Origin of the sequence: Rhodococcus sp. (in: high G+C Gram-positive bacteria) (assembly GCF_049591685.1) — a bacterium.
Lineage (GTDB): Bacteria > Actinomycetota > Actinomycetes > Mycobacteriales > Mycobacteriaceae > Rhodococcoides.
Genome location: NZ_JBAWFH010000103.1, coordinates 1 through 3,727, shown reverse-complemented (window position 1 = coordinate 3,727; position 3,727 = coordinate 1). Strand labels below are relative to the sequence as shown.

Here is a 3,727-nt window from a genome sequence, read left to right as displayed (position 1 = left end):
GGTTAGGTAAGGCTAGCGATATACATCTGGGAGGTCGGCAGTGTCCGGAGGGTCGGCAGTGCAGAACACGCAGGTCCCCTACTGGGTTGCGGTACTGACGCCCGAGGAACGCCCCTTCGGCACGCGGCGCACCGACGGAAGAATCGATGCGATCGACGACTCGGTCGTCACCAGCACCAGAACTCAGTGGGCCGGAGCATCCCATCCTTCGGCAACCATGTTGCTCGCAGTCCTCGCCGCCACCACCGGTTCCTGGCAGAGCGATCGGTGCTGCAAGAGCACCTCCGGAATTCTCGTCGACCTCGAGAGCGACCCCGAAGACCTCGAGACCGACCGCACACTGTTCCCCGTGCGACTTCCGACCACCGGTGAGCCCGATGCTTTGACGGCGGAGGTCCAACGCCGGATTGCTGCCGCGCCCAGCGGAGGTCGATACTTCGCCGCCGCAGCCACCGCTCCGGCTCTCGCCCGCAAGCACGGCGCGCAAATCGCTTTCCGATTCGGGGGCGAGCCGTCGACGGCCGACTCCGATCCGGCCGCGCCGCTGCGCCACTCGCTCACGGTCACGTGCGATGTGACCGAGGTCGACGGCGTCGTTTTCGTCGATACCGCGTTTACGTGGAACTGCCGCGTGTTTTCTCAGGCTGATGTCGACGACTTCGAGCGCTACTGGGAGAAAACCATCTCGACGTTCTCCTGAGTCACAAGCCCCTGAGCAACTGCACGTCCTGCGCCAGACCCTCGGCGGGGGTTTCGAGGATTATCGGCGCGCCCGACGCCTCGGCCACGGCCGTCAGAATTTCGGCGTCGATTGTGCCGTCCGCCAGGTTCGCGTGCCTGTCGCGCGCGGAGTCGAACTCGTCGCGCGAATTGTTGAGGTGCACCAGGTCGATCCGCCCCGTGATGGCCTTGATCCGGTCGACGACGCCGACCAGCTCCTCACCTCCTGCCCATGCGTGGCAGGTGTCGAGGCAGAATCCGGCACCGAACTCGCCGACCGCGTCCCATAGCCGCGCGATGTCGTCGAAGTGCCGGGCCATTGCGAAGTCACCACCGGCGGTGTTCTCGATGAAGATGGGAACGCCGAACCCGCCTTCTTTCGCCTGCCGTTCGAAGAGCTTGCGCCAGTTCTCGAAGCCCTTGGCGGTGTCCTCGCCGTCGCGCACATGTCCGCCGTGCACGACCAGACCGATGGCCCCGATGTCGGCGGCAGCGGCGGCCTGCTCGATGACGGCTTTGCGAGACGGGATCCGAATGCGATTGTTCAAGCTCGCGACGTTGAGCACGTAAGAGCTGTGCACCACGACGTCGACATTGCTCGCTTCGAGTTCCTCGCCCTGCGGGTGGGGCGCCAGCTTGTTCCACTTCTGCGGGTCGGTGAGGAACATCTGAACGAAGTCGACCCCGAGGCTCTCCGCCGAGCCCAGGGGATCGGCACTGTCACGAACGTGTGCTCCGATGCGCATTTCTCCATAGTAGGAGGCCGAACCAGTCGCCGCGCCCGCCGTCCGAGTACGAGATCAGGGTCTCCCCCGATAGTGGAGGTAGGCAAACACTGAAACACTGAACTCATGACTGATACCGCCCTGCCGGGTCGTTCGACGGGCTCCACTCCTGCTGCCAGCGCCAAGGCGCTCACCAAGACATACGGCTCCGGGGACACCCAGGTTCACGCCCTGCGGGATGTGAACGTCGAATTCGCCCGTGGGGAGTTCACGGCCATCATGGGTCCGTCGGGATCGGGCAAGTCGACGCTGATGCATTGCCTGGCCGGTCTGGACAACGCTACATCGGGCTCGGTCACCATCGGCGATACCGACCTGACCGATCTGAACGACAAGCAGATGACCGGATTGCGCAGAGACAGAATCGGATTCGTGTTCCAGTCGTTCAATCTGGTTCCGACACTGACGGCGCTCGAGAACATCACACTGCCGTTGGACATCGCAGGCCGGAAAGCCGATCAGGCGTGGCTCGACACCGTCGTCGATCGCCTCGGGCTGCGCGACCGCCTCGGTCATCGCCCCAGCGAACTGTCCGGCGGTCAGCAGCAGCGCGTCGCGTGCGCCCGCGCACTGGCCGGTCGACCCGACATCGTCTTCGGCGACGAGCCGACCGGAAACCTCGATTCCCGCTCGTCCGGTGAAGTGCTGGGCATCCTCCGTGCCGCCGCCGACGAGTTCGATCAGACCGTCGTCATCGTCACCCACGATCCACGTGCTGCCGGTTATGCGGATCGAGTGGTGTTCCTCGCCGACGGCGCGGTCATCGACCACCTCGCGAACCCGACCGCCGAGACGGTGCTCGATCGCATGAAACAGTTGGAGACGGTCTGATCATGGACGGCGATCACACACGTTCGAATCCCAAACAGTCGAATCCCAAACAGTCGAATCCCATGCGCAAGGTGTCGTTGCGCAATCTCGCCGCTCACAAGGTTCGACTGGCCCTGACGGTGCTCTCGGTCGTACTCGGAACCGCCTTTGTTGCAGGGTCTTTCGTGTTCACCGACACTCTGCAGCGTACGTTTTCTTCGCTCTTCTCCGACACTGCGCAGGGTGCAGACGTTCGAGTGAGCGCCGAGGACGCGAGGTCGAGCGGAGTGCCGACGTCGGACGCGGCCGTCATTTCGGCACTTTCGAATGTTCGGCAGATCATGCCCTATGTCGGCGGGCAGATCGTCGTACTCGACGAAGAGGGTTCGGCCGTGCAGACCGGCGGCGCCCCGACGATCGGCGAGGTGTACATCCCCGCCGATCGACGCCTCGGCGACGACACGATATTCGTCGCCGGAACCGCGCCTGCGGCTCCGGGCGAGGTGGTCGTCAACCAGGGCGGTGCGACGCGCGCAGGCCTCGAGGTCGGCGATGCGACGAAGGTGTTGGTGCCGTCCAAGGGAACCGTCGAGGTGACGGTCACCGGAATCTACGACACCCCGGTGGAATCCGGCGGATACATCGGCATTCAGTTCTTCGAACCCCAGGCGAACGAGCTCTTCTCCGACGGGCAACACGTGCAGTACTACGACGTCGCCGGCACGGATCTCGCGAGCCAGGGCATGACGCAGAGCGATCTGCGCGACGAGATCGCCTCTGCCCTCCCGGACGCGGAGGTGCAGACAGCCGACGAGGTCCGCGACGAGGCTCAGGCGGAGATCGAGTCCGCCCTGTCGTTCGTCAACTACTTCCTTCTCGCTTTCGGCGGAATCGCCCTTCTCGTCGGCACATTCATCATTTACAACACCTTCTCGATGATCGTCGCCCAGCGCGTTCGTGAGCTCGCGCTACTGCGCGCCATCGGTGCAGGCCGCGGTCAAGTGAGTCGATCGGTCGTCCTGGAGGCTCTGGTCGTCGGTGTCATCGGCAGCGCCATCGGGTTCGCCGGCGGAGTCGGGCTCGCATACGGCCTGCGCGCGCTGCTCAACGCCTTCGACGTCGGACTCCCGACGGGCACCCTGGCGCTCGAACCCAGGACAGTGGTCGTGGCCTTCGTCGTCGGCATCGTCGTCACGGTGCTCAGCGCGTACGCGCCGGCGCGGCGAGCTGCCAAGATCCCACCCGTCGCAGCCATGCGCGAAGAATTCGCTTCGGCGGGCGACAGTCTGCGTACCCGCACCCTCGTGGGCGTCGTCATCGGCCTACTCGGCGGCATCGCCGTCGTCATCGGCGCACAGTCCACCGGCGGCCCTGCAGCGGCAACCGTCGGCGCCGGGGCCGTCGCCGTCATC

Annotated in this window: 4 protein-coding genes; 3 read left to right on the top strand and 1 reads right to left on the bottom strand. The window is 65.0% G+C overall.

Annotated features, from left to right (window positions below):
• The first annotated feature begins 40 nt into the window (after window positions 1–40).
• A complete protein-coding gene (locus tag WBQ44_RS04675) occupies window positions 41–700 on the top strand; it encodes a hypothetical protein (protein ID WP_495565568.1) in 660 nt (219 codons plus the stop codon).
• Between the two features lies 1 nt (window position 701).
• Here WBQ44_RS04675 and WBQ44_RS04670 read toward each other — a convergent pair whose 3' ends face one another.
• Window positions 702–1,466 carry a deoxyribonuclease IV gene (locus WBQ44_RS04670; RefSeq protein WP_495565567.1) on the bottom strand — a complete coding sequence of 255 codons (765 nt, stop codon included), beginning with the start codon at window positions 1,464–1,466 and terminating at the stop codon, window positions 702–704.
• 105 nt (window positions 1,467–1,571) lie between these two features.
• On the opposite strand from WBQ44_RS04670, the gene WBQ44_RS04665 reads away from it, so the two are divergent.
• Together WBQ44_RS04665 and WBQ44_RS04660 are read left to right on the top strand one after the other, a co-directional pair.
• Window positions 1,572–2,336, top strand: a complete 765-nt coding sequence (locus tag WBQ44_RS04665; RefSeq protein WP_495565566.1) for an ABC transporter ATP-binding protein — start codon at window positions 1,572–1,574, stop codon at window positions 2,334–2,336.
• A 62-nt stretch (window positions 2,337–2,398) separates the two neighbouring features.
• On the top strand, window positions 2,399–3,727 hold a 1,329-nt coding region (locus WBQ44_RS04660; protein ID WP_495565565.1), incomplete at its 3' end, for an FtsX-like permease family protein.

Bases quoted from the DNA above. Each gene is read 5' to 3' on its own strand.
- WBQ44_RS04670 (WP_495565567.1), bottom strand. From the start codon at position 1,466: ATGCGCATCGGAGCACACGTTCGTGACAGTGCCGATCCCCTGGGCTCG.
- WBQ44_RS04665 (WP_495565566.1), top strand. From the start codon at position 1,572: ATGACTGATACCGCCCTGCCGGGTCGTTCGACGGGCTCCACTCCTGCT.